Genomic DNA, 19,818 nt, shown 5'->3' on the forward strand with positions numbered 1-19,818 from the left:
ACGCCGGGGGCGCGACTGATCGGGGTGCCCCTTCAAGATTCGGACGTTTACGTACGCGAGGCTGGGGCCATCCCAGTATTTCCGAATCTTCAGATGCCCTCTTCCCTGACGGCCTCCCCGAGTGCGTCACGTAACAAAACGAAAAAAGATAAAGCGATGCCATGTCGGGTTGCTACCGGCTTTGCGCCGTGAGCGATCCTCTCCGGGGAACGACACCCGGGGGTGGGACCCGACACCTGCAACCATCTGCCCGGATGAATACATGCCGTGCAAGGCATCTTGTGCATATTTACGTTACGCGTAACGAAATACCATATTTATCGTTATGAATAACGTAAAATAGATGGGGTCAACCGCACCAGGATGGATCATGCCTTCACCGGTAAACGACAAGGTCACCGGCACCAAGGAAAAGCGTGGCCGTGGCCGGCCACGGAAGCCGGACGCGATGTCGAACGCCGAGCGCCAGGCAGCGTGGCGAGCCCGACATGGCGCGCGCACAAAATCCGTTACTGTAACGAAAAATATTCCTCCGCCTGCCGACGCCCATGATGCCTTGGTGCGGGAGTGCGAGCAGCTGCGTGGTGAACTGGCACAGGCGCGGCGCGAGCTTGAAACTGCGTCACGGGCGAAGCCGTCCGCCCGGGCTCCTTCCGATGCGGCGGCGGTCCTCGGACGGCTTCCGCGTCAGGAAGACGCCGTTTCTGGCGAGCGGCGTCTGAACCTGACGATGACTGGCACCCAGTTTTTCGCGCTGGAGCGGCTGGTCGCGCACTTCGGCCTGTCCCGGCGCGCGGTGATCGAGCGCCTGATCGACTGGGCCGACGACACGTTTTCGAGGTCACTTTACGACGACGAAGCCGCATTTAACCGTTACATCGACCGTGACCGGAACGAAAAATAATCCCCTGTTGACTGGATCGGCGCGAGCCAGCTCAAGATCCTGCAGGACAGGTTCCGCCGGTGGTGCATGACTGGCCACGTCCCTGAACGCATGATGTAACCGGTTTTGACAACACACAGGCACCTTGAATGGCGGCACCCCGCGAAGCATGGCCGGCGGGTTGGTTGATCACACGCCGTCGTCCGCTTGCCACCGCCACACGAGATGCTCGTCACGATCCCTTTGCAGCCGAGCGCCGCAATAACCGGGGGTCGGTCAACCACTCATCACGCGTTCCAACCACGACGAGCGCGAAGTCCGGATGATTGGGATTGAGCAAATAATTGGATTCCGCAGGAACGACCGCACTGGGAACAGCCAGCACGGCGCTGGTTCGCTTCCGCTCCCACGCCGATCCAAGTTGCTGCAGTTCGGCCCGCGCTGAAATGTCCCGCCAGTCGCGAGGCAAACTGGCGGGATCGATACGTTCGACGATTTTCTCCGGGATACTGGCCGGGATCATCACGTAGCGGGCGCGCAGCGGTGAATCCTGGACCAACATCTCGAGCAGCGCGAGCGATTGCGTCTGCGCCGTATACACCATCGCGACGCCTTTGGGGTTCCACCGGCCACCGTACAATCGCGCTCCTTCCCCAGAAAAAGCGGTATCCGCATATCGTTCAGTCACCACCCGCCATGCCGTGAACATCACGCAAACACGCCATGCTCGATGCGTCCCAGCGTATCCATCACGCTATCGGTGCCAATGTCGGTATCGACAAGACTCAGTGGCGTGGCGTCTCCCAGGGCAGCAACCGGCATCTTAAGCCAGGCGAGTGCCAGGTCGAGATCGTCAAACACCTCGGCCGCGCGCGCGGCGACACGCGCGAGTCGCAGCAGCTTGGCTGACTCCTCACGGCTCAACACCCCTTCCCGCTTGCGACGCGCCAAGGTCCGCTCCGGGATATCGAGCGCCTGCGCCAGTTCTGCTTGCGAAAGTCCGATGGATTTGAGCATCGCGTCCAGCGCCCGCGACGAAATGCCGTGGCGGACCACGTCCACCCATTCAAGGCCGGATCGGGGAGAACGCGGAAATACCGACCGTCCTCCAAGCAATGAATCGGCTGATACCTTCTCGATGACGTTCACGATTTCACCTCCTGCCATTTGGCATCTATTTTACACCAAAATGGCAGAGACAGTAGTTGCCATCGAAACATCGCCGGTCCGGGACGGACTGCTGGCTACTTTCAGCGAAAGAGCGCGCCAAACCCCCTTGGGGGGAGATCGACAACACGCCCAGGCACCGCTCCGACGAGAAGGTGCGCTCGAATGCTAGGAATCTGAAGACCCTGGCGTAAGGGAGCGAAAGAAGGCTGAGGCGGGCGATGCGCAACATGTAGGCTGCGGAGGCCCACGACGGCACCTCACGGAGTCGCAAGATGCAAACGGCAAGCAACGGCCACGCGCAGCAGTGGACCTTTGCATCTACTTGTGTTGCACACGTGCGGCGTTTCTAAGTTCGCCGGCGACAAAGGAGCCAAATGTAATGGCGATATCCGGCACGGTCAGGATGTTGGCATCTGTGACCTGAGCCGGTTTGAGCATTTGATCCATCGAGCGTGCAAGTGCGGTTCGTGCGCCGGCCGATATAAAACCTTTTCTTGTTTGATTCCTTGTTGGTATAAACCCTAGTTTCGCGCAGTTCCATTCCCCAAGGAGTCGACGATGACAGACGAGATTGACCAGGCAGCAGTGAACCGGTTCGAGGATGCGCTATTTATTCACGCGAGCGCAGTAACCTGAGTGGCGTGGCGCGGACGTTGGTACGAGCAATCAATGCCTGCTATCAGGAAGACGTGCGGGCGCGCGAGGGTCCGGCAGTACGGCTGACCGTCCATCAGCTCGCGTTTCTCTGCGGAGTCTTCGAGGTCGACAACACGCTGAATGTCTACGGGAAGGTGAGCACCGAGTGCAGAGAGAAAGGACGTGGCCATAAAAGCCGCCCGCGCGGGAGCCAAAGAAACCACACCGAACGCGAGGTGAAGACAGGCGCTTCCGAAAAAATAGTGCCAAAGAAATCAATGACTTTGAACTTTGAATCCGATCGGGCGGGCACACGTTCCAGTCTTGCGCCCGCTTTTCTTACATTTTAATTACTCCAATTCGGCGATTTCCAACCCGTGTCCAACTACTCCGCGCGGTGACTCGGAATCCCCGTGTGATTGGTCTCGCAACAAATACCTAAAGTAAACCTTCAAGTTTACGAGTTTACCGGCTATTATTCGCCGAAATCGCACGTCATCGAACTTTGATGATTGTCGCGGTTTTCGATGACAACACCAATTCGCAGGTACCTCATGGTTACTAAGGAACTACCCCCGCCTCGCAAGGCAATTGGTATCGACCAACTGATCGCCATTGCTGACCGGGCAGAGGCGACGCTCGCGCAGCTGCGCGACGACCTCCTTGAGCCTTGGCCCAGAAAGATGGCGCCCATGCTCACGGCGTCGCGCGTGGCTAAGCTTTGCAAGATCGAGCGCACCCAGATCCAGTACCTGTGTACACGAGGTAACAAGAAGGGAGAGTATCCCACGGGCACCCTTACCGGCAATGGACGCAATCGTGAGTTCACGCTCGCGGAAGCACAGCAGTTCATTCGTATCGCGGCGCCGTACAAGCGCCGTCCGGAAGGGGCGCTCGGCCTCGCGATGGCCATCGGCAACTTCAAGGGCGGCGTTGGTAAAACGACCAGCGCTGTGGCAATTGCTCAGGGTCTGACCCTTCATGGTCACAAAGTCCTGCTGATCGACCTCGATCCGCAAGCTTCGTCGACAACGCTCATGGGCTACGTTCCGACGCCGGAAGTCACCGAAGAAATGACGGTGATGCCGCTCGTCTACGAGGAACAGCCGGACCTGAACTACGCAATCCTTCCGAGCTACTGGGACAACCTAGATTTCATCCCGGCTTGCCCTGCTCTGTTCGGCGCGGATTTCTACCTGCCGAACCGGCAGTCGAAGGATCCGAACTATCAGTTCTGGCAGGTCCTAGAACGGGCGATGGGTCCGATCCGAGAGAAGTACGACGTGATCGTGATCGATACACCGCCGAGCCTTGCGTACCTCGCCACCAGCTGTTTCATGTCGAGCGACGGCCTGATTGTTCCGCTGCCGCCCGAGACCCTCGACTACGCCTCGAGCGCGTCGTTTTTCCGGCAGTTCGCAGACCTGTTCAAAGCCTTGGCCGACGACCGCGACGTGCAGAAGGAATTTGCTTTTATCAGCATCTTCCTCTCGAAGGTGAAGCCGCGGGTCGACGCCACCGACGTCGTTCGGTCATGGATTCAGCAAACCTACCCGGAGTTGCTGGGTCGGGCAGAGATTCAGGATTCGGACGTCGTCAAGAACGCAGCAGCCGAGTTCAAGACAATCTACGACGTTCAGGCCTTGGGTCAGTACAGCCGCGCCATTGATTCGTTCGACGCCATGGTCGACGAGATAGAAGGGCATATTCAAGGTGCGTGGGCCGCGCAGTTGCTGAAGGAGAAAGCGAATGTCGAGTAAGTTGAAGGAACGCCTGATGGCGCGCACGGCTGGGGTCGCCGATAGAGCAGAGTCTGCGGCTGCGGCGCGCCCTCCCGAGGCAACGCCACGCGCGGCGACCATGCCGGCGCAATTGGGCGCCTTCCGCCTCGAAGCGCGTGAGTATCAAGAAAGAATCCAGCAACTGCAAACGGAACTGGAAGAGGCCAAGCGCAGTGGCAAGGGCTCGATGAAAGTGCCGTTGACCGACCTGCACGAAGTCCCGGGGCGGCGGCGCTACAAGTCGCCGGAGGCGTTCGCCGAACTGCGCGAGAACCTCCGGCACAACAAATTGGCCACGCCTGTTGGTATCCGGCCTCGTGTCGAAGGCGGCTTTGAAATCGTCTCGGGACACTGGCGCACGGATTCCTATCGGGAACTGGGTCGGCTAGAAATCGACTGCGTGCTGGACGACGATTCGAGCGAGGACGAAGCGGCGCTCTCTGCGTTCTACGCGAATCTGTTGCAGTCAGACCTGACCGACTATGAGAAGTACCTCGGCTTCAAGGACATCCGCCAACGCTTTCCGGACATGACCCAGGCCAAGATGGCAGAGCAGGCCGGGGTGAACGAATCGGTGGTTTCCGCACTGATGGCGTTTGACGATCTCCCGGCTGAAGTTCTGACCCTTCTGAACGAGAAGCCTGCCCTCATGGGCGCGACTTCTGGCTATGCGTTGGCGCGCTTGGTCAGAACCGGAAAGGGAGATCGGGTTGTACTCGCAGCTCAGCGGCTGGCGAACAAAGAGCTGGATGAAACACAGGCGGTGAAGTTCGCGAGCGCGGACCCGGCGAAGCAGAAGGCGACGCCTGCTGCGACGTCTTTCAAGGTCAAGGCAGGGCGGGGCACGTACTGTGATGTGCGTCAGGCCAAGAATGTCGTGCGGCTGGAGTTCCAGTCGGAGGCTGAAGCTCAAGCGGTCCAGTCGGCGCTAAAGGAAGTTCTGGAGCAGCGCGCAGCGGCAACTCAGGCGGAGCAGACAGAGGTCTCGGAAAAATAGTTGTTTAAAATCAATGGCTTTGAAGTTTGAATCTTTCGCGAACGGCTTCGGCTCGACGCGAATAGGAATAACAAGATGAATTGATCACCGGGCATAAAAGACAAAAGCCTCCAGTTGGCGCTGGAGGCTTTTGAATACGGGCTTGCTGTTCACTCGCCCGGCTGCACTTCCCGACTGCAAATCGGGTTGAGCGTTGACACCTCGAAGTGTAGCCGATCGAATTAGACAGTCAAGCGTACTCCATCCATTTTTCAAGAAATGGACGCTGGATATGTCTATCGCGCAACACTTCGTTGCTGGCGAGGTGGGGTTACGCCCGCACTTCCCCGAAACCGAAACCGTCGATGTTTCCCCTGCTTCTCAGGCGACCGATGGCAGCGACGCGATCGCCCTGAGTTCCGATTCCGTCAACCTGCCGTGGGTCATCCTGCGGGCCGTCCATCGCGCCTCGCGCCTCGATGGGATCCCTGCTCGAGCGCGCTCCGTGTTGGCTGCACTTGCACGCACTGTTGACGCGTCTAACCCGTACGGGCACATCTACGCTCGACGTGAGTTGCTGACCGAACGGTCAATGCAGTCAGAGCGGACGTTCTACCGAAGCCTCGATGACCTAGAAACCGCAGGTCTGATCGCCCGGCCACCGCAACGCCGCTACGTGCAGGCGGGTCTCTTTGGTCGCGCCTATCTTCACCTGACCGAGCGTGCTGCCATCATTCTCGGGCTGGCAACGGAGCCAATCCCGGCTGCTCAACCAGTCGAAGCAAAGGCTGATTCGGTGGATTCATCAAGCACCAATGCCGGAGTTCAGCAAGCCGGTACCACCGCGGCTGAAGCATTTTCCTATCGGTCTGCCAATCTGGCAGACGGTGGTATATATAGGAATCTTTTCCCCACCTCTTTACAAAAGAGACAACCGGGGCAAGTGCCTCTGGACCTTCAGCGCCTGCGGTCCCTGGGTTTTCGGGATTACCTGATTTTCAAACTGATGCGCGAAGCACGTGAGCAGGGCAAACGTCTGTCCGATGTTGTCGAAGCAACGTGGGAGCATCTTCAGAAAGCCAAGCGGCCCATCTGCTATCTGCGCGCCCTTCTGACCAGCACAGCCGATTTCTCATTCCAGATCCGCGCACGGCATGCAGAGCAAAACGCCGCGCGTGCTGCGGTCGAGGACCAACAAGCCGCCGAGTCGCTGGTTCGCGAGGTCGCGGGCCTGTCCTTCGTCGACGCTACCGGTGAGCGCAAGCTCGTCGTCGATGCTGACGGACTGTCGCTATCGGTCTACAACGCGGAGGAGGGCGTCGCACGTCGCGAGGCGGGTCAATGGCAACTGCGATTCGCGAAGGCACTCCGGAACGGTCAGATCCGACCAGCACAGCCGGATGATCTCGAAGCATTTGCCCAAGGGCGCCGTCAGGCGACCTCGTCCGCTCTCCCGCATATCGTCGACACTCCGCGCATCGCCACCGAGGCTGTCACGGATAATCTGGCCCTTTTAAAAGGAGCGTTGCGGCGGTTCTCCCCGGCGCTGTCACGGGCGGTATGAGTAGGGCACAAGCGAAAGGATTCAAGGCGGACAACGGAGAGCGCAATCCCTTAGCCTATAACAGAGACCGGACGAAAATATTGGGGTAATCGTTCGAATCGCGCGAAAACTGGAGGTTCGACGGAAAAAGTCATTGTCGATCGACGATTTACGCATCCTTCGATTACCCGAAAGCGGCTTCGTCGCCGAGCCTTGCTGCGAGCCGCGGCGCACGCGAACGCCGCCAGAATTCGCACGTAAAGGACGACAACCCCGATGAGCCGGTCACCGCCATCGCGCCGGAAACAGACGTCGAAAGCGGCGCATGCGCGGTCGACGGCGGAGGAACACCACATCAGTTGAAATCTGGCCACCACTTTAGTTGTGTGAGCGTTTCCGGCATCAATGTGCCGGTTTAACGCCGGTAGCCTTGTCTGCATTGTGATTGCCAGACAGGCCCGGCAGGGCGGCGGAACAGCGACTATCATGGAGAGGTGGTCCATGCCCACGGCACGTGACCACCCACGGAGCAGCGGCGGGGCTGGCGGACCAACTGGCCGCCCGTCGCTCCTCCGCCGCGCATCACGAAGCGGACCGCGCGATCACTATAGGCGGGCCGTTTTTTTGTGCACGCTCAATGCCGCTAACTCCTGTTAGCGGCATGGCATCGACGCCGCAGGCAGGACACCGCGCTGCCGTTACGGTCGCTGGCCACAGCAGGGCACAGCCACGCCGTGGCTGCGCGGCCGGGAACGGGCGGTTTGCCGCCTTCACCGGCGGGTTGTTGTCATTAGCAGCCCTATGTTTAATCGGTCGTCGGTTGAAAGGAAAGTTGCAGCACCTCCGGTCAGCCTGCAATGGGCGAGGGCTGGGTTGCCGCCTGTGTCGCAATAACTTTTGCATCTGCGCGAAAAGGAGCGACAGTCGGAAATGCCAGACCAGGGAAGAGAATGTCTGAAATGTCACATGCCCTGGCACTCCCCGGCCGGGATCTCCGTGAAACAGAGGGCTGACTTACTTCAGGAATCGAAGAAGCAATGCCGGTAAGGCTTTGCGGCGGATGTTGCCGGCTTTCCGTTGGGTTGTTTCACGGCTGGACGCGATGGACCAGCCGTCAGGTCGCCAAAATGCGGTTAATGTGCACATACATACTAAAGGGCACGAAAAAACGTAGCGAATGACACGTATTTTGTAGTGATTGAATTGGCGTGCAAAACCGCAGTCACGACGCTGCCCGAGGGGCCGATGTCCGGGTCGTTTTGTACTATAAAACATGAAGGTCGGACAACTGCAGTGTAGTCGATGATACCACCACGTTTCTTGCGGGCAGTCAACATCGCACGTCCGCACGGCGCGCATCGATATGACCTGTTCGGTCCGAAGATCGGGCGCCGGCTAACCCTGTTCGAGCGGCTCGCCTTCGATGTCTGGGTTCGTCTCGAATCAGACCCGCACGTGTCTGCGAAAAACGCGATGGACAAGCCGGGATGCGGATTTTGCTGGCGCTGCAGAGGTGACCGTGGGCTCATTAGTATGGACAACAGGCACGTCGCCATGGACAGTCGGTTAGACGCGAAGCCACCCAGGGTGCGCCGGAGGGAGTGGAGGGCACCACGCCGACGCTGTCATAGCGCATAGTTGCAGCAGAACGGCGCCGTGATCCAACGGACGGTTTCGGGCTCGAGCGCTGTCATTTCTCATGTCCGTTGATTCAAAGCAGGATTTCGATTGAGCATACTCTCCATGCCGCCCTGAATGATGAAGACAGGCGCCTGGCCGTAGGGCATCGGAGCGAAATGCCCGGCATCGGCGCCCGTGATCGACAGACATAATGCATGCGGAGTCAAATTCCGCGGTGGCAGATGCATGCACGCGTTGAACTGGTCGTTCGTGCTGTCGTTGCCCTCCTGCGCCAGATGAAACAGATTGCGGGAAACACCAGATCAGCGCTCGCGATGTCCATCACGCTGGAAATGCGCCTGTCGACAGGTAACGATCGCCGCGATCACAAATAACGAACACGATCGTCGCGTTCTCAACTTCCCGGGCAATGCGCATTGCCACAGCGCATGCGCCACCCGCCGAAATGCCGCAGAAAATCCCCTCGATCGCAGCAAGGCGACGGGCTGCAGCTTCAGCCGTTGTCTGACCAACTGACTCGGTCCGATCGATCCGCATGGGCTCGAAGAATGCGGGCAGATATCCGTCGGCCCATTTGCGTATGCCAGCAATCCGCGAGCCATCTTCAGGTTGCACTCCAACGATCTGAACGGTGGAATTCTGTTCTTTCAGAAACCGGCTTACGCCCATGATGGTTCCGGTAGTCCCCATGGCCGAAACGAAATGAGTGACGCATCCCTGCGTTTCACGCCAGATCTCGGGACCGGTACCTTTGTAATGTGCGAGCGGGTTATCGGGGTTGGAGAACTGATCGAGAACGATGCCCCGGCCTTCCCGTTCCATCTGCGCAGCGATATCTCGCGCGCACTCCATACCGCCCTTGGCAGGCGTCAGGATGATCTCGGCGCCATACGCTGCCATGCTGCGGCACCGTTCCACGGAGACATCCTCCGGCATGAGCAGTACCATCCGGTAGCCGCGCTGCGCGGCCACCATGGCGAGCGCGATGCCTGTGTTGCCACTGGTCGCTTCGATCAGCACGTCGCCGGGCCGTATGCGTCCGCGATGCTCGGCCCCTTTGATCATGGACAGCGCCGCTCGATCCTTAACCGAACCCGCAGGGTTGTTGCCCTCCAGCTTGCCGAGGATGACGTTGTTGCGCTCCCGGATCGTTTCATCTGGCAGACGAACGAGTTCGACGAGCGAGGTGTTGCCAATGACGGCCTCAATGGTTCTGTAGGTCATGTTCCACGGTATTGGCGAGGTGTGAAAACCACGGCTGTCGGATTGTTCAGCTACGAGCTTTTTCCGATGCCCTTATGCATGCGCGGAGAGTGTCTCTACCGGATCGTGAGCGTTCGCGTGTTCTGGGTCCATAGCGACCAGTACTGCGCAGGAAATCCTGTCCAGCAGCAATCGATCGTTATTGCCACTCCACCATCGCCGCACCGGGCCGCTTCGGCGATGTCCCACGACAACCAGATCGGCCTTCAACTCACGGGCAAAAAACGGGATATGGACCAGCGGGTCGCCAATCGCGAAATGGGGCGTTGCGATGACGCCGCGCGCAGCGAGCGTCTCGATGCCGTCGTGGAGTATCTCCCTCGCAGACTGCTCCAACGCATCGAACGGCACGGCCGACGCAACGTCGGCCCCCTGCGTCCACGCCAGGCTATTCAGAATGGCAAGCAGGTGCGTTTCCGCGTTAAGCTGCTCCGCTAATGAGGCGCCATGACGTAGCGCCCGCCGCCCTTCACGGGTTGCGTCATAACACAACAGGATGCGCCCGAACGCAGACATATCGTCACTCGCTCCGATTCAGGAAGCCCCGCTATCCAGCAGCCGGGCGGCGGATGCGCAACCGTTCGAACGGCCGTCGCTCAGGAGCGCGGCAGCACAACGATGGAGATCACATCACGTCGAAATCATTATATATCATCATGTGATGTATTGGTTTTTTACTCCGACTACCTGACTGGTTCGAGCAGAAGCGGTATGGGTCCGTCTTTCGAAACAATCATGTCATGATATAAAGCGACGGAAGCTGTTCCCGGATTGCACAAATGGCGGTGCCTGTCACCGGACTGGTGGGCGCCGGTGGGAGTCAATACGTCGATCTTCACGGCACATCCATCCCCAATTGAAAAGGTATTCCGATGGCTATCGATATGACGTCGTTTGCTACGCCACTGACCCGGCTGCTTGGGTGTCGGTATCCCGTGATCTCAGCGGGAATGGGCGGTCCGGCGCGTGCCGGGCTTGCAGCCGCCGTTTCCCATGCAGGCGGATTTGGCCTGCTGGGTATGGTGCGCGAATCGCCTGAGTTGATCTCCCGCGAGATTGCTGCGGTGCGAGCTGCCACGGATCAGCCGTTCGGCGTCAATCTGATCCCCTCCGCCACGGACCCAGGTCTCCTCGCGGCAGAACTCGATGTCTGTCTGGCCGCCCGCGTTCCCGCGATATGTTTCTTCTGGGACGTCGTACCCGACGTGGTCGCCAGAGCGAAAGATGCCGGCGTGCTGGTGCTCTATCAGGTCGGTTCACTCGAGGGCGCGCTTGCCGCTGAAGAGGCGGGGGCCGATGTCGTGATCGCGCAGGGTATTGAAGCAGGCGGCCATGTGCGGGGGCGTACGGGGATCCTGACGTTACTTCCCGAGATTGTGAGGCATGTGCGTATCCCGGTTGTCGCGTCGGGCGGGTTCGCGACAGGCGCAGGCCTCGTAGCGGCGCTCGCGCTCGGCGCGGCAGGAATTCACTGCGGTACGCTTTTTCTCGCAACGCATGAGTCTTTCGCGCATGACTATCACAAGCAGCGCATTCTCGCCGCCCAGGCTGGGGATACGGTCTATACCGATCTGTTCGCGATCAACTGGCCGCCTCACTCTCCCGTGCGCGTCCTGGCAAACAGCGTGACCGGGAAAGCAGGAAATAATCTGCTCGGACACCACCCGGACAGGCTGCCGCGCGATGTGATCGCCAGCGACGACGGGCGGCCGATTTACCGGTTCAGCACCGATTCGCCGTTGCGCAGCACGGCGGGAGATCTTGAGCAGATGGCGCTCTATGCCGGCGAATCGGCATCGCTCGTCGATCGGGTCTCCAGCGCCGCCGAGGTCATCGAGCGGCTGTTGAGTGAGGCAAAGGATGCCTCGTCGCGGATCGCGTCGTTACGCGTGCGCACCTGATGTCGTTCGTGAACCGTTTACCAGATGATCAACGTGCCTGATCCTGATCCGGGTACGTCGAACTTGGCCGCTTGCACGGCGAAGTCTATCTGCCAGGGCCGGCCTCTTCGACGCAACTTAGCACCAGTCGACTGCCCGGCGTTGCTTCAGCGCTGAGCGTGGCGGTGTGGAACTCGGTATCGGTGCACCGCCATTCGACACGAAAGTCCACGTGGTCCCCGTGACATCCTTTGGATGGCGCACCGGTCAGTGCCTTGCGCAGGATGTACGGACAGGTCTGCAGTCCGTCGCACTGACGCGCGAGGTCACGCGTCGCGTCGCTTCGTGGCTTTCCGCAGTTCGTGCCATAGGTACCCGATATGATCCTGATCGCCCGCGCGTCCGCGCTCGAGCTTGCCGCCACGGCGAGAATGCCCGCTATCGCCCAGACACAGCGACAGGCGCCGACGAAGAGAGGCGATTTATATCGCCGGTGCGCTACTGCCCTGGCCATCCTCGCCGACCACCTGCGATAGGACGTTGGTGACCACCCGGTCGCAGTGGGCGCCGCCGAATTCGAATACATCACGCTCGGCGAGATCGATATCGTGCGCCAATGATTCACGCAGCAGGCTCTTTGCACGGAAATGCCGGCTGCGCACCGTCGCTTCTGGGATGTCGAGACACTGTGCCGTCTCCTCGACGCTCAATTCCTCGACCGAACGCAGCACAAACACAACGCGAAAGACTTCCGGCAGTTCATCCAGCTTGCGCTCGAGCAAGGCTCGCAGCTCGGCGCGCGCTACCGCCTTGTCTGGGGAATCGGAATCTTGCGCGGTCATGGCATCTATGTCGACATGAGTGTTCGCGTCCACCATGGGAATTACGTTCTGACGGCGTGCGGCCCGGCGCAGGCGTCCATAGCATTCGTTGAGGACCAGTCGGGACAGCCAGGTGAAGAGCCTGGAGTCGCCGCGGAACCGGGAAATCGATCTGTAGGCGGACAGATACGCCGCCTGCAGCGCGTCTTCCGCTTCCGTTCCGTCACGCAAGGTGGCGCGTGCCAGACGATACAACCGCCGATTGTGCTGGCGCATCAGCCATTCGAATGCTGATCGATCTCCCGCGACGATGCGGCGGACCACCTCGCGTTCGTCGCCTGCGGCAAACGTTGAATGTGCTTCAGCGATGTCTGTCATGACCGCCTCGCCAGGTCGCCCTCACTCATCTTTTATCCCTCATTGCACGATCAGTGTGCCACGCATTGTGGTGTGGAGCGTGCACAAGTACCGATAACGGCCCGTTTGGCCCGCCACGTAACTCCACGATGCATTTGGCGAGATTTCGTGTGAATCGAACGCCTTCGACATTCCAGTCACCGTATGAGGAAACAGATCCTTGTTTACCCACACCACACGATCTCCGCGGTGCACCGTGAGCACCGGCGGATCGAAGCGCATCTGTTCGATAACGACCCGGTACGTTGTGCCTGCGGTCTCGGAAAAGCCCGCCAGCGAAGTCGTCGTGATCGCAACGAAAGCGTAGGCAAGGATCAAGGCGCCGATGCGTAACTTGCCCCGGCGCTGTCCGGCTACGCAGAGTGCCGGATTACCCACCGCTCTTGCCCAGCTCAGCCTGCAGATGCTTCGCGTGTTCGAGATGCGCGACAAAGGCCGGACGCACCTTGACGAGAAGCGCCTTCAGTTCGGCGTTCTGCGCATTCGGAATCAACGTCTTGTCCAGCGCGTCGAGGACGCTCTCGTGGTAAGTCACCTCGTGGTCGATATACGCCCGGTCGAACTGTGGGCCCTTCAGCGTTTTCAGGTTGGCGAGGTTCGCGTCACCGCCTTGCTTGAGGCTCTGGCTCGTCGGATTGTCTTCCGGCGTCACGCCGAGTTTATGCACAAGGTCGGTGGCGGCCTTGTTGACGCCGCTATGATCGGTGACCATGCGTTGCGCGAATGCTTTGACATCCTTCGACTTCGTTGTCGACTCCGCAAGCTTGCCCGCGTCGATATCCACCTGATTGGCGGTCACGACGATGGCGGCGATCTGGGGATCGGTGGGCCCGGCGCTCTGTGCCCAGCCAGGGAAGCTGGTAAGCGTGAGTGCACCGAACAGCGCTGCGCTGATTAACTTCATGTTGCGTCTCCTGAATAGTGATGGCAAGTCCGGTCCGCACACGATCGCTCGGGGCCGATTCGATCTTGGATAGGGTGTTGGATGTCACGTGTGCGAGCCCCGTTCCCGTTTCCGGGCGCGGCTTACGATGCACATTGCTTTGACGCGGTTGCGAAACAGCCATGAGGAGCGTGACATGGCTTCGCAGCGTAGGGACGATATCGTCTGGAAAATGAGTGCTGAATCAGCAGAAAAGGCAGGAGGGTGTGCCCCCGAAGGGGCACGGAAGAAGCGCGTATCTGTTCCGGCCGCTGATCGGCCGGTGACTTAAGGAACCGGTGTTAAGGAACCGGCGGGAAGTGCCGCTTGCCGGCGTGGATTGGCAAGCGCCGGAAGCGTTCTTTCTTGTGCTCTTCGTCGAAGTGCGCAAGTGACGGCTTGACCAGATCGCTGCGCGACACGATGCCGACCAGTTGCAACGTTTCGGAGTCCGTGACTACGGGCAAGCGTTCGAGACCGTGCACCGCAAGCCGCGTTGCGACGAGCCGGCAGGTTTCGCTCGGCAATGCAAATGCGGGGGAACGGTGGCGCAACACTTCAGCGAGGCGCGACTCGAGCGCATCTGCCGCCCCGTCATCGCGAATTTTTTCCAGTAGCGCGCGATCGACCACACCCTCCAGCGCGCCGTGACGCACGACCGGATAGGCGCGATGCGTCTGCGTCGCACCGAAGAACGTTGCTAGCGCTTCGCCCACGGATATATCTCCATCGATTGTCTCGACCGTACGCGACATCACCTCATCGACGTGGTGGCGCTCAAGCGGATCGACACCGTATTCCCGGTAGATGTGATAACCGCGCCGGGCAATTTTCTCGGTCATGATGGAGCGCTTCATGACGACCGTTGCAAACCCGTGCGCGACCAGCGTTGCCGCAAGCAGCGGCAGCAATGCGTTGCTGTCGTGCGTAAGACCGAATGCGAAGACGATAGCGGTCAACGGCGCGCCCAACGTGGCGCCGAGCGTGGCCGCCATGCAGACGAGCGGCCACAGGGCTGGTTCACCGCCAGGCAACACGTGACCGAGCACGACGCCGAGCCCCGCACCCAGCATGAGCAACGGCGCCAGGACACCGCCTGAAGTGCCCGAGCCCAACGCCACGACCCAGATGATCGCCTTCACGATCAGGATCGCCAAAGCGATCTGAATGGCAATGTGCTGGTGCAACAGATCGCCGATCACATCGTAGCCGACGCCCAGCGCGCGAGGTTCGAGAAAGCCGCCGATGCCGACGACGAGGCCGCCGAGCGCGGGCCACCACATCCAGTGAATGGGCAGCTTGCCGAACAGGTCTTCAGTCTTGTACAAAGCGGCTGACAGGCCCGACGCGAGCGCGCCGGACATCAGGCCTGCAATGACGCAGGACACCAGCGACAGCGCGCCGGGCGGCGCAGTCTCGAGCGGAAACAGCGGCCCCGTGCCGAAGAATGCCGCACGCGCAAAACCCGCGACGGCGCACGCGAGCGCGACCGGCAGAAAACTACGCGGACGCCATTCGAACAGCAGCAGTTCGACCGCCAGCAGCACGGCCGCCACTGGTGTACCAAAGACCGCCGTCATGCCTGCCGCCGCGCCGGCGACCAGCAACGTCTTGCGCTCCGCGGACGTGACCTTCACGCACTGCGCGATCAGCGACCCCAGTGCACCGCCTGTCATGATGATCGGGCCTTCCGCGCCGAACGGCCCGCCGCTGCCGATCACAATGCCGGACGACAGCGGTTTGAGAATCGCCACTTTCGGCGACATGCGGCTCTTGCCGAACAGGATGGCTTCGATCGCTTCGGGAATGCCGTGGCCACGGATCTTCTCCGAGCCATAACGGGCCATGAAACCCACGATGAGGCCGCCGATCACAGGAACGACCACCACCCAGATACCTAACGTGTTGAGGGCCGGCGAGCGGTCCGCAAACGAAAATTGCTGGAAGAAAAACAGATTGGTGAACAGATGAATCAGGCTCAACAGCACAAATGCCGCGAGCGTGCTCAGGGCGCCGATCCCCGCAGCGAGTGCGGAAATGCCGGGAAGTCGCGCGTTGGTGGAAAAATCGCGCTTATGGGTATCGAGACTCATGGGGACTCAAAAAGGTGACTCAGAAATCAATCCGGGGAACATTAAACGCGCCCTCAAGCGACTTCAGTTCGGCGCGGTGCATTTCGGCGAGACGGGCCAGCACCTGCTCGCCCGCTTTCAACAGATGAACCTCGACCTGGCGGCGGTCCGTCTGACTGACTTTTCTGCGGACCAGATCGAGCGCCTCACAACGGGATACGAGCGCGACCACGCCGTGATGCTGCGCCTGAAGCCGTTCCGCAAGCTCGCCGACGGTCGCCCAGTCGCGCTCCGGATAACCCTTGATATGCAGGAGCAGCAGATACTGCAACGGTGTGATGCCTTCGCCCTGGGCGGCCTGCTCAGAAAAACGCTCAAAGCGCCGCATCTGGTAGCGAAACTCGGACAACTGCTCGAAGTCCGTCTTGGTCAAGCCGCGAGCGAGTGTTTTCATCGGCGTTCCGTGGAGAAATAAGTAAAACTCTAATTATATCACGCCGTGATATTTATGCGTGTGAGCATGCGCAAGCGTCTGTGATAGCGCTATGCCGCGCGTCGCTGCTTCGCGTAAGCCTGACGATAAAGTCCCGCGATGAGGTCGGCCTGCGTGATCATTCCGGCGAGCCGCTGATTCGAGTCCAGAACCGGGATGTGGTGGTGTCCATAGTTCGCAAACACCGGCACCAGTTCGACGATCGGCGTCGCAGCGTCGACCGTGTGAACGTCGACGTTCATCAGCGCACCGACGAGCGGCGCCGGGGTGATGCTGCGGCGGAACCAGCGTTGCATGGGGGGCAAACCGGTCCCTTTGCTCAACGCCCGTTTGTCGACAAGGTCAGCGCGGGTCACGATGCCAATCACGTGCTGCCTCTCGTCAGTGACGGGAAGTGCCTTGATACGACGCTGTTTCAGCAGACTCCATGCGGCCGAAGCCCTCGTATTTGCCGACACGGCGACCAGCGAGCGCGACATGATGTCCGCGCAGGTCAGTTCATTGAACGTGCGGGCATAGGCTTGCAACTGAACGTCGCGCAGCAGGGATTCCAGATCGTCCGTGTCGATATCGAGCAATTCCCCGCGCCGGTTCAGCACCGCCTCGAGGTCCGCACGCGTGAAACCTTCGCTCGACCCGGCAGCCGATGCGCCCGCACCTTTGCCCGAACTCTGCGCGACGTGCGGGTATCGATGCCCGGTCGCAGCGTGGTAGAGGATAGCCGCGCACAGCAGCACCACTGACTGGATCGCAATCGGCTCGGCCACAAATCGGTAGCCGAGCGCATGCACGGCCGGACCGCCAAGAACCGCGGTCAGCGCGACCGCGCCCGAGGGAGGGTGAACACACCGCAGCGCGAACATCGCACAGATCGCCAGCGAGACGGCCAAAGCAGCGGCGCCCACCGGATCGGCGATCCAGCTTGCACAGGCAACGCCGACTGTCGCCGAGACGATATTGCCGCCGATGATGGACCACGGTTGCGCAAGTGGACTGGCGGGCACCGCGAACAGCAGTACGGCCGAAGCGCCCATTGGAGCCACGAGGAGCGGAATATTTGCTGCCGGTCCGAGAAGGACGTGCATCGTCCCGCCGGTGAATGCAATCCCAAGCAATGCGCCGAGACACGATCTCAGGCGTTCCGACCACCGGACGGCAATGGGGTGAGGAGCGAAGCTGGAAAGCCAGCGAACAAGAGCGTAGCGGGACAAGATTCGACCAGGAAAGTAAGAGGGCGGTATCGCACGGGACGAGGCCACACCTTACGGCGCAATCCTCGCGAAACGAAAGAACGTGTCGTCAGGATTATATTTCATTGTGATATAAAAGTGCGCTCCAGGTCGCCGACACCCCGCGGTAGCGGGCTGGCCAAGGGTTAGGCCTGGTCCTGCGCATCGTCCAGATTGGTCCTGTTGACGGTATTTGCAACTTGAACAGATCACATTGTGATATAAAATGAAGGCAGGCCTTCTCGTGACTGGTTTTTGAGCAGGAGCAGTCCGGATGAAACTACAAGGATGATTTGCCCGGATGGCACGCGCCCATGGGGATGCCGTGCCTCTCCGATGTGCAAAGCCGGTCATCGTGGAGGCCCCGGCCGCTGTCACAGGAGACGATCAGCAGTTGCCCGGATCGTGCTGCGTCACAGTGTGAAAGACGCGCTGCACTCGTCCTCCCGGGTGAGTCGGAATGGCTTTCCGGTGCGATGACGCAACACAGACTGAAACAAGGAGCCATCATGCTGATCACATTTCAATCGCCCGCTACACCCGATGTCGTGATGCTCAGGGATCTCGCCCAGTATCTGCTGGGTCTCGTGGGCAAGCGGCTCGATACGCGTGGAGTTATTCTCCACGACGAGTTGCCTCGCGCAATCAGCCGTCTCGAAACGGCGATTTCGGACGATGAAAAAGCGGAGATTGCCCTCGAATCACTGCAGTATTCCCGCGAACGCCGTCAGGAATCCGGCAGTGGACTTTCGCAGCGAGCCTGGCCATTTCTCGACATGATGCGTGAAGCCAGCAAACAGAATGCCGACATTATCTGGGGCCTGTAGACGCTGCATTGCAGCGCAAGTGCCGGTTGCGTGCAGCACCGCCCGCTGAAGGAAGCCACGATGGAACGATGGATTGCACCGCGCCTGTTCGCAGCGGCTGTCGCCGCGTGCGGCATCTGCGCGCCGGCGTGGGCAGGCGCGCATCCCGGCGCCCAACTACAAGATGCAGGCTCAAGATCGTGCGTCAACCGGAGCGGCTGCGAGCCAGTCAGGACGTGGAGGGCTGCGCCAGCCAATGAATCGGCTGCTCCTTATTTCCCTGATATTCCGATGAGGGTTGTCAGCGCGTACGGCCGTACGACGCTCGATATGCTATCGAGCGGACCCTTCATGCTGGTGACGTGGCCGAATGGCTGCTGCCCGGACAGCAGACGATGGTACACGGGAGACACGCGTCATAAGCATACTGGCGACGACCAGCACGTGATCTTTCTCTGGCCCGCACTGTAGACAATCCGTCAGCGGGACAAACAATCCGAATGAAGCGTCGCCCGGCCGCCGACGATTGTCGGCATCGGCGGCCAGGACCTGAGCAGGTGAAGGAGACATCACTGGACCGATACCGCCAGCGCCGTTAAGGTCCGTGACGCGTGCGGTTCCACCAGTGCCTGCCAGCCGCACCGCTTGTACGCCGGAAAATCCGTTCACGAGGATTGTCTGCCGGAGCCTGCGCAACGACGAAAAGAATCACCAGCACCAGCACGGCGCCCGCCACAACAATCTGTACAAGAAGATCCACTATCATCTTCGTCTCCATCAAGGTTGTGCGCTCAACAAGATATCCTGGCGACCACGATTCGAATTCGTGCAAGACCCATCAGGCGGCCACCTTGAACAGGACGCCGCAAGATACGCGGTCGAGCAGTAATGCATGGTTTTCTCCCGACCACCAGCGTGCAAAGAAACCGTGCGGATGATGTCCGATGACGATCAGGTCGACCTTCAGTGAATCCGCGAGGCGGGAAATCTGGTCAATCGCATTTCCGACCGAATAATGTCCCGTTGCAGTCACACCCCATGCCCGCAGCCAGTCAATTCCCTCGCGCAGTGTCTCTCGTGCCGCCTGCTCATTGATCTCGAATTTCATCGACGACATCACGTCGAACCCACTTGACCAGTAGGTGTAGTCGAAAATCGAAAGGAGATGGGTTTCAGCTTGCAACTGCTGCGCGAGGGCCGCACCGAAGCGCAGCGCGAGGCGCCCTTCGGGTGTGGCGTCGTAGCAGAGAAGGATCCGGTTGAACGGAGCCATGGTGGATTCCTT

19 protein-coding genes are annotated in these 19,818 nt (G+C 60.1%); 6 read left to right on the forward strand and 13 right to left on the reverse strand.

Features of this window, described 5'->3' with window-relative positions; all coding sequences use genetic code 11:
* Nucleotides 1–343: 343 nt before the first annotated feature.
* The gene (locus KHO23_RS24760) at nucleotides 344–904 is read left to right on the forward strand and encodes a hypothetical protein (protein ID WP_236066982.1); all 561 of its coding nucleotides are present in this window, start codon (nucleotides 344–346) and stop codon (nucleotides 902–904) included.
* 211 nt (nucleotides 905–1,115) lie between these two features.
* On the opposite strand, the gene KHO23_RS24765 is transcribed toward KHO23_RS24760, so the two are convergent.
* From KHO23_RS24765 to KHO23_RS35480, 3 genes are all read right to left on the reverse strand, one after another.
* The gene (locus KHO23_RS24765; protein WP_201141711.1) at nucleotides 1,116–1,592 is read right to left on the reverse strand and encodes an RES family NAD+ phosphorylase; all 477 of its coding nucleotides are present in this window, start codon (nucleotides 1,590–1,592) and stop codon (nucleotides 1,116–1,118) included.
* On the reverse strand, nucleotides 1,592–2,032 hold the full coding sequence (gene parS / locus KHO23_RS24770) for a type II RES/Xre toxin-antitoxin system antitoxin (protein WP_211614019.1): 441 nt from the start codon (nucleotides 2,030–2,032) through the stop codon (nucleotides 1,592–1,594). The genes KHO23_RS24765 and parS overlap by 1 nt, the downstream gene beginning before the upstream one ends.
* 339 nt (nucleotides 2,033–2,371) lie before the next feature.
* Nucleotides 2,372–2,500, reverse strand: coding sequence for a hypothetical protein (locus KHO23_RS35480; RefSeq protein ID WP_268963576.1), 129 nt, complete (start codon nucleotides 2,498–2,500; stop codon nucleotides 2,372–2,374).
* A 716-nt stretch (nucleotides 2,501–3,216) separates the two neighbouring features.
* Here KHO23_RS35480 and KHO23_RS24775 point away from each other — a divergent pair.
* The 3 genes from KHO23_RS24775 (at nucleotide 3,217) to KHO23_RS24785 (ending at nucleotide 7,010) form a co-directional block, all read left to right on the forward strand.
* On the forward strand, nucleotides 3,217–4,449 hold the full coding sequence (locus KHO23_RS24775; RefSeq protein WP_236066983.1) for a ParA family protein: 1,233 nt from the start codon (nucleotides 3,217–3,219) through the stop codon (nucleotides 4,447–4,449).
* Nucleotides 4,439–5,467, forward strand: coding sequence for a ParB/RepB/Spo0J family partition protein (locus KHO23_RS24780; RefSeq protein WP_211614021.1), 1,029 nt, complete (start codon nucleotides 4,439–4,441; stop codon nucleotides 5,465–5,467). Before KHO23_RS24775 ends, KHO23_RS24780 begins: the two co-directional genes overlap by 11 nt.
* 271 nt (nucleotides 5,468–5,738) lie before the next feature.
* Entirely contained in the window at nucleotides 5,739–7,010 is a 1,272-nt protein-coding gene (locus KHO23_RS24785; protein WP_211614023.1) for a Cdc6/Cdc18 family protein, read from the forward strand.
* 1,941 nt (nucleotides 7,011–8,951) lie between these two features.
* On the opposite strand, the gene cysM is transcribed toward KHO23_RS24785, so the two are convergent.
* The gene (gene cysM / locus KHO23_RS24790; protein ID WP_211614024.1) at nucleotides 8,952–9,854 is read right to left on the reverse strand and encodes a cysteine synthase CysM; all 903 of its coding nucleotides are present in this window, start codon (nucleotides 9,852–9,854) and stop codon (nucleotides 8,952–8,954) included.
* Between the two features lie 72 nt (nucleotides 9,855–9,926).
* A complete protein-coding gene (locus KHO23_RS24795; protein ID WP_211614025.1) occupies nucleotides 9,927–10,409 on the reverse strand; it encodes a universal stress protein in 483 nt (160 codons plus the stop codon).
* Between the two features lie 356 nt (nucleotides 10,410–10,765).
* Between KHO23_RS24795 and KHO23_RS24800 the strand changes: the two genes are divergently transcribed.
* Complete coding sequence (locus KHO23_RS24800) at nucleotides 10,766–11,794, forward strand: NAD(P)H-dependent flavin oxidoreductase (protein ID WP_211614026.1); 1,029 nt, start codon at nucleotides 10,766–10,768, stop codon at nucleotides 11,792–11,794.
* Between the two features lie 461 nt (nucleotides 11,795–12,255).
* On the opposite strand, the gene KHO23_RS24805 is transcribed toward KHO23_RS24800, so the two are convergent.
* From KHO23_RS24805 to KHO23_RS24830, 6 genes are all read right to left on the reverse strand, one after another.
* Nucleotides 12,256–12,972 (reverse strand): RNA polymerase sigma factor, encoded by a 717-nt coding sequence (locus tag KHO23_RS24805; RefSeq protein WP_211614027.1) that lies wholly within the window; start codon nucleotides 12,970–12,972, stop codon nucleotides 12,256–12,258.
* 39 nt (nucleotides 12,973–13,011) lie between these two features.
* Nucleotides 13,012–13,302 (reverse strand): cupredoxin domain-containing protein, encoded by a 291-nt coding sequence (locus KHO23_RS24810; RefSeq protein ID WP_236066985.1) that lies wholly within the window; start codon nucleotides 13,300–13,302, stop codon nucleotides 13,012–13,014.
* Nucleotides 13,303–13,381: 79 nt separating this feature from the next.
* Nucleotides 13,382–13,915 carry a DUF4142 domain-containing protein gene (locus KHO23_RS24815; RefSeq protein ID WP_211614028.1) on the reverse strand — a complete coding sequence of 178 codons (534 nt, stop codon included), beginning with the start codon at nucleotides 13,913–13,915 and terminating at the stop codon, nucleotides 13,382–13,384.
* 320 nt (nucleotides 13,916–14,235) lie between these two features.
* Nucleotides 14,236–16,026, reverse strand: coding sequence for a chloride channel protein (locus KHO23_RS24820; RefSeq protein WP_211614029.1), 1,791 nt, complete (start codon nucleotides 16,024–16,026; stop codon nucleotides 14,236–14,238).
* A 19-nt stretch (nucleotides 16,027–16,045) separates the two neighbouring features.
* Nucleotides 16,046–16,459 (reverse strand): MarR family winged helix-turn-helix transcriptional regulator, encoded by a 414-nt coding sequence (locus tag KHO23_RS24825; protein WP_211614030.1) that lies wholly within the window; start codon nucleotides 16,457–16,459, stop codon nucleotides 16,046–16,048.
* 89 nt (nucleotides 16,460–16,548) lie between these two features.
* Nucleotides 16,549–17,709 (reverse strand): HPP family protein, encoded by a 1,161-nt coding sequence (locus tag KHO23_RS24830; RefSeq protein WP_211614032.1) that lies wholly within the window; start codon nucleotides 17,707–17,709, stop codon nucleotides 16,549–16,551.
* Nucleotides 17,710–18,236: 527 nt separating this feature from the next.
* Between KHO23_RS24830 and KHO23_RS24835 the strand changes: the two genes are divergently transcribed.
* Nucleotides 18,237–18,554, forward strand: coding sequence for a DUF1840 domain-containing protein (locus KHO23_RS24835; RefSeq protein WP_054043636.1), 318 nt, complete (start codon nucleotides 18,237–18,239; stop codon nucleotides 18,552–18,554).
* Between the two features lie 574 nt (nucleotides 18,555–19,128).
* On the opposite strand, the gene KHO23_RS24840 is transcribed toward KHO23_RS24835, so the two are convergent.
* Together KHO23_RS24840 and KHO23_RS24845 are read right to left on the reverse strand one after the other, a co-directional pair.
* Nucleotides 19,129–19,299: a hypothetical protein gene (locus KHO23_RS24840; RefSeq protein ID WP_211614034.1), complete on the reverse strand. Its 171-nt coding sequence runs from the start codon at nucleotides 19,297–19,299 to the stop codon at nucleotides 19,129–19,131.
* Nucleotides 19,300–19,371: 72 nt separating this feature from the next.
* Nucleotides 19,372–19,806, reverse strand: a complete 435-nt coding sequence (locus KHO23_RS24845; protein ID WP_211614036.1) for a universal stress protein — start codon at nucleotides 19,804–19,806, stop codon at nucleotides 19,372–19,374.
* Nucleotides 19,807–19,818 lie beyond the last annotated feature (12 nt).

Origin of the sequence: Paraburkholderia haematera (assembly GCF_905220975.1) — a bacterium.
GTDB classification, from domain to species: domain Bacteria; phylum Pseudomonadota; class Gammaproteobacteria; order Burkholderiales; family Burkholderiaceae; genus Paraburkholderia; species Paraburkholderia haematera.

Bases quoted from the DNA above. Each gene is read 5' to 3' on its own strand.
- KHO23_RS24795 (WP_211614025.1), bottom strand. From the start codon at position 10,409: ATGTCTGCGTTCGGGCGCATCCTGTTGTGTTATGACGCAACCCGTGAA.
- KHO23_RS24835 (WP_054043636.1), top strand. From the start codon at position 18,237: ATGCTGATCACATTTCAATCGCCCGCTACACCCGATGTCGTGATGCTC.
- KHO23_RS24785 (WP_211614023.1), top strand. From the start codon at position 5,739: ATGTCTATCGCGCAACACTTCGTTGCTGGCGAGGTGGGGTTACGCCCG.
- KHO23_RS24765 (WP_201141711.1), bottom strand. From the start codon at position 1,592: ATGTTCACGGCATGGCGGGTGGTGACTGAACGATATGCGGATACCGCT.
- KHO23_RS35480 (WP_268963576.1), bottom strand. From the start codon at position 2,500: ATGGATCAAATGCTCAAACCGGCTCAGGTCACAGATGCCAACATCCTG.
- KHO23_RS24800 (WP_211614026.1), top strand. From the start codon at position 10,766: ATGGCTATCGATATGACGTCGTTTGCTACGCCACTGACCCGGCTGCTT.
- KHO23_RS24805 (WP_211614027.1), bottom strand. From the start codon at position 12,972: ATGACAGACATCGCTGAAGCACATTCAACGTTTGCCGCAGGCGACGAA.
- KHO23_RS24815 (WP_211614028.1), bottom strand. From the start codon at position 13,915: ATGAAGTTAATCAGCGCAGCGCTGTTCGGTGCACTCACGCTTACCAGC.
- KHO23_RS24820 (WP_211614029.1), bottom strand. From the start codon at position 16,026: ATGAGTCTCGATACCCATAAGCGCGATTTTTCCACCAACGCGCGACTT.
- KHO23_RS24845 (WP_211614036.1), bottom strand. From the start codon at position 19,806: ATGGCTCCGTTCAACCGGATCCTTCTCTGCTACGACGCCACACCCGAA.
- KHO23_RS24760 (WP_236066982.1), top strand. From the start codon at position 344: ATGGGGTCAACCGCACCAGGATGGATCATGCCTTCACCGGTAAACGAC.
- KHO23_RS24825 (WP_211614030.1), bottom strand. From the start codon at position 16,459: ATGAAAACACTCGCTCGCGGCTTGACCAAGACGGACTTCGAGCAGTTG.
- KHO23_RS24775 (WP_236066983.1), top strand. From the start codon at position 3,217: ATGACAACACCAATTCGCAGGTACCTCATGGTTACTAAGGAACTACCC.
- KHO23_RS24780 (WP_211614021.1), top strand. From the start codon at position 4,439: ATGTCGAGTAAGTTGAAGGAACGCCTGATGGCGCGCACGGCTGGGGTC.
- cysM (WP_211614024.1), bottom strand. From the start codon at position 9,854: ATGACCTACAGAACCATTGAGGCCGTCATTGGCAACACCTCGCTCGTC.
- KHO23_RS24840 (WP_211614034.1), bottom strand. From the start codon at position 19,299: ATGATAGTGGATCTTCTTGTACAGATTGTTGTGGCGGGCGCCGTGCTG.